Here is a 4,311-nt window from a genome sequence, read left to right on the forward strand (position 1 = left end):
AAATTCACTGCCAAAAAATAAGAATTTAAAGAATTAATACCCTGAAATAAGAGAAAGGTGAATTTGAGCGCACTCAAATTCACCTTTCTTACTATCTGAAGCTAGTTTTGTCCCAGCCCCTTTTTATGTTCAACGTTTATTTGTTTGTCTTCTCTGATTTTTCTCCGTCACAGCAATTGCATTTTTTTGAATATAATACAGTTACTTTTTCATCCTCAAAGTGATCAATAGTTGAATTGCAAGCCTGGCATACGATTGTACCCATCTTTTCATTCTCCTTTTCAATGAGTTATAGTTGAAAGCGCTTTATCTTTAAATCTATAATAATATAACATTATTAAAATATCAAGCCTAATTGTATAACATAATTATTGTTTTATCCTGGCATTTCCCTTATTACCCATCAAAACACTTTATAAATAGTATGTCATAATACAAAAAAACAGACCATTTATGGCCTGTTTTTTTGTATTAACTTAGTCATATTGTTCCTCAAAACGGGCACCTGGGATTGCTTCTAAGAAAAATTCGCTTAAATCTGCAGCCTGTTCGTATAAATCAAGCTTGAATGCCTTTTGCAAATATTCGATGTCTTCGAGATCTTTAGGGTCAAGGAGAGTTGAGCGGCCTGTCTGCATACAGATAACCAGAGGCTTGGAAAAGAAGAGGTTTGTATATACAATTCCAAAATCATATCGTGTTGACTCCGTTGTAAAGCCAACAAAACGGACATTCACGTTTTCATGTTCATCATAAAGCTTCTCAAAAAAATTCATAAGATCCCTCCTTATTTATAACAATATTTAGAATATTATTATAATTCATTTTGGGCTATTTGACAAGTAATTTAAATTTCCCTTTCTATTTTAAGTTGTCATAAGATTTTATCTAATGCTAGAATGGAAGAGGATGTTCATTACCATAATTATGGGATAATGGGGGGAAAGAAGTTGGCAGCTAATTCATTTATCAAGCTGGTTCCTTCATCAGCTAAAGAAAATATTTCAACGGAAGACCTTAAAGAACTTTTTTTATATTATAAGGATATTACCGGAAAAACAGGCAGCCAGATTAAATGGGAATATGATGATGCTGCTTTTCCTTATGAGATAAAAGAGACGCCAGAAGCACAAGGAACCTGGTTTTACCTGCATTCTCAACATGACCGGTATAACGCCATATTGCTTGGTATTGACAAAGAAAAAGTGCATGATGAAGACGGTTCTGTACGTGAGCAGTCTTACATACAAGTTACATTGCCGGAAGGTGCTACATTCGGAGATAAAGGCAAAGCAAATGAATTTTGCAAATTTCTCGCTAAAAAACTTCAAGGTGAATTGCATCTTTTTAATGGTAGAATTATGTATTATTATAAAAGAAAATAAATTGGATTCTTTTAAAAAAGGAGAACAGCATCGGCTGTTCTCTTTTGTTTACTTGCTGATCAGAACTGGGTCAACTGGCGTAAACCCTTTATTTCTAAGTCCCTTCACAATATCCTCTAAGGCTTCTTTTGTCCATTCCCTATCATGCATCAATAAGTTTGCACCTTTGGACAAATAAGGTGAATTAATCATAATATCTGCTATAGCTTCTTTTGATTGATATTCCTTCTCCCAATCATACCCGTATGTCCAATTCATGACCACCATGTGTTCACCTTCAGCAATTTTCCTGCTGTAGTCTGTAATAGACCCGAATGGTGCCCGGAAGAATTTTGGCCTCTCTCCAATAATCTCCTCAACCCGATCATTAAGGTCAACAATTTCTTTATACTGCTGCTCTTCAGTTAAGCTTTTCAGGTTTTGGTGGCTATTTGTGTGATTGCCAATAGCAAAGCCAAGTTCATGAATTTCCTTCAAAACTTTTGCTTTTTCCGGTGTATCTATGAAATGCCCATTAACAAAAAAAATTGCAGGTGCTGAAAGTTTTTTTAAAATTCTGGCCATTTCCAATGCATTTTTATCAGGAGCATCGTCAATGGTGAGTAATACTACTTTTGAAGTGGCCTTATTGATTGGTTCTATTGACCAATTATGTTCATTTATCTTGTATTGCGGTTCTGGCAGAGATACCGCTTCTTCTTTCGGCTTTTCACCGGCATCAGCTTGGGGTTTTTCAGTTTTAGCTGAAGGAATATTAGAATGAACAGCCAAGTTATTTTCTTCTTCTTTTTCAAAATCTGATTGCTTATCTTCATCAGCTGATAAATCCATACATGCTGTCAGGTTTATAACGAAAGTAATACAAATAAAAATAATAGCTTTTCTCATTGTTACCTCCTTAATGCATATTTCTTTAAACTCCCTTTCATTAGTGTTAGTATGTAACATGGCCTTTTAAAAAAGTAGTTCCCCTCAGGAATTCTTATTATTACCTACTGATTTTACCCGAAACAGTCTTGGTTTGAACATTAAAAGTAAACTTTAAAAATCAGATTGGATTTCTCCATTCTTTTGATTTTACTTCAAAGTCTGTTTCCAGGAAACTGCTCTCCCCTTTTGAGCTCCATTTGCTTAAAAAATCAAGCAAACACTATCAGGAAAGCAGGATATTTAATGCCTGCATTTAGAGGATTGGAAGTTTTACAGAATTACTTACTTAGGTTTACCTATTACGACTGGAGGGATTTGATGAAGAAACTGACACCCGTTTTTACGGTTTCAGTCTTATTCACTGCAATATTTATTTTATGGGGACTTGTTCCGAAGTCCATACTGCCAAAAGGCAATCTTGATGCTGTTACAGCATCTGTTCAAGGGTTCATATTGGAAAAATTCGGCTGGTTTTACCTTTTATCAGCTTCTATCTTTTTGATTTTTTCAATCCTGTTAGCTTTCAGCAAGTACGGAAATATCCGTTTGGGTAAGGATACAGACAGGCCAGAATATAGCTACTTAAGCTGGTTTGCCATGCTTTTCAGTGCAGGAATGGGAATTGGCCTGGTTTTTTGGGGAGTCTCGGAACCAATGTTTCACTACTATGCGCCACCGTTTCTTGAGGGGCAGACACCTGAAGCAGCAAGAGCTGCCCTGAGGTACTCCTTCTTCCACTGGGGGCTTCACCCATGGGCTATATATGCAGTCATCGGGCTTGCACTCGCTTATTTCCAGTTCCGAAAAGGGGCACCGGGAGTAATCAGCTCCATATTGAGGCCTATCTTGGGGAGCAAGGTAGATGGTCCGCTTGGTGTATTAATTGACTTTATAGCCGTATTCGCTACTGTTTTTGGTGTTGCGACATCCTTAGGTCTCGGAGCAATTCAAATATCCGGCGGACTTTCTGAAACATTTTCCGGCATCGGCAATAACTTTACCACTCAATTAATTATTATTGTAGTTGTGACCGTCTTGTTTATGGCTTCAGCACAAAGCGGCTTAAATAAAGGGATAAAGTATTTAAGTAATTTAAATATTTTTTTAGCTCTCTCATTATTGTTATTTCTGCTTTTTGTAGGGCCTACAAATTTTATTATGGATCTATTTACAACAACAATTGGCTCCTATCTTCAAAATCTTCCTTCCATGAGCTTCAGGCTTAGTCCTTTTGATCAGGAGCTGACATGGTTTCAGGATTGGACAATCTTTTATTGGGCCTGGTGGATTGCCTGGGCTCCATTTGTTGGTACATTCATAGCAAGAATCTCCCGCGGAAGGACTATAAGAGAATTCATCATTGGTGTGCTTGCTGTTCCAACCCTCTTTGGAGCACTTTGGTTCTCAGTTTTTGGAGGGACAGGAATATACCTTGAATTTTTCGAGGCCAAGCCTATTATGGAAACAATCGACAAGCAGGGAATGGAAGTTGCACTGTTCACCGTGTTTGATAACTTCCCTCTCAGCACAGTTCTAAGTTTATTAGCTATATTCTTAATCAGTACATTCTTTATAACTTCTGCAGATTCAGCTACCTTTGTTCTTGGGATGCAAACGACAAACGGAAGTCTAAATCCTCCTGGGAAAGTGAAATTCATATGGGGCATTATCCAATCTGCTTCTGCAGCTATCCTTTTATGGACAGGGGGACTAGAAGCACTCCAAAGAGCTTCTATTATAGCTGCACTTCCTTTTACCGTCATTATGCTACTGATCGTTCTATCCCTGGCTAAATCGTTTAAAGAAGAAGCCATACCAAAAAAAAGAGATATTAAAGACTAAAAAAATCGGCACCTGTAAATGGGTGCCGATTTCAGACTGTCGACAAACTCGATGAAAATCGTACTTGTCGGGAGTCTTTTTTGATTTAAAATAGAAGTAATACAATGCTTGAGGTGATTAATATGCTTTCTAAACATAATCCAATTCAACGGGA

Annotated in this window: 5 protein-coding genes; 2 read left to right on the top strand and 3 right to left on the bottom strand. The window is 37.1% G+C overall.

Annotated elements, in window-relative coordinates; translation table 11 throughout:
• Window positions 1–136: 136 nt before the first annotated feature.
• Both M3205_RS24875 and M3205_RS24880 read right to left on the bottom strand, forming a co-directional pair.
• Window positions 137–265: a GapA-binding peptide SR1P gene (locus M3205_RS24875; protein ID WP_061793428.1), complete on the bottom strand. Its 129-nt coding sequence runs from the start codon at window positions 263–265 to the stop codon at window positions 137–139.
• 211 nt (window positions 266–476) lie between these two features.
• Window positions 477–776 (bottom strand): DUF3055 domain-containing protein, encoded by a 300-nt coding sequence (locus tag M3205_RS24880; RefSeq protein WP_251172325.1) that lies wholly within the window; start codon window positions 774–776, stop codon window positions 477–479.
• Window positions 777–950: 174 nt separating this feature from the next.
• Here M3205_RS24880 and M3205_RS24885 point away from each other — a divergent pair, with 174 nt between their 5' ends.
• Window positions 951–1,385, top strand: coding sequence for a DUF1885 family protein (locus tag M3205_RS24885; RefSeq protein WP_251172326.1), 435 nt, complete (start codon window positions 951–953; stop codon window positions 1,383–1,385).
• A gap of 48 nt (window positions 1,386–1,433) precedes the next feature.
• On the opposite strand, the gene M3205_RS24890 is transcribed toward M3205_RS24885, so the two are convergent.
• Window positions 1,434–2,273, bottom strand: a complete 840-nt coding sequence (locus M3205_RS24890) for a polysaccharide deacetylase family protein (protein WP_251172327.1) — start codon at window positions 2,271–2,273, stop codon at window positions 1,434–1,436.
• Between the two features lie 360 nt (window positions 2,274–2,633).
• Here M3205_RS24890 and M3205_RS24895 point away from each other — a divergent pair, with 360 nt between their 5' ends.
• Window positions 2,634–4,157, top strand: coding sequence for a glycine betaine uptake BCCT transporter (locus M3205_RS24895; RefSeq protein ID WP_251172328.1), 1,524 nt, complete (start codon window positions 2,634–2,636; stop codon window positions 4,155–4,157).
• Window positions 4,158–4,311: the final 154 nt, after the last annotated feature.

The sequence above is a fragment of the Cytobacillus firmus genome (assembly GCF_023715565.1).
Lineage (GTDB): Bacteria > Bacillota > Bacilli > Bacillales > Cytobacillaceae > Cytobacillus > Cytobacillus firmus_C.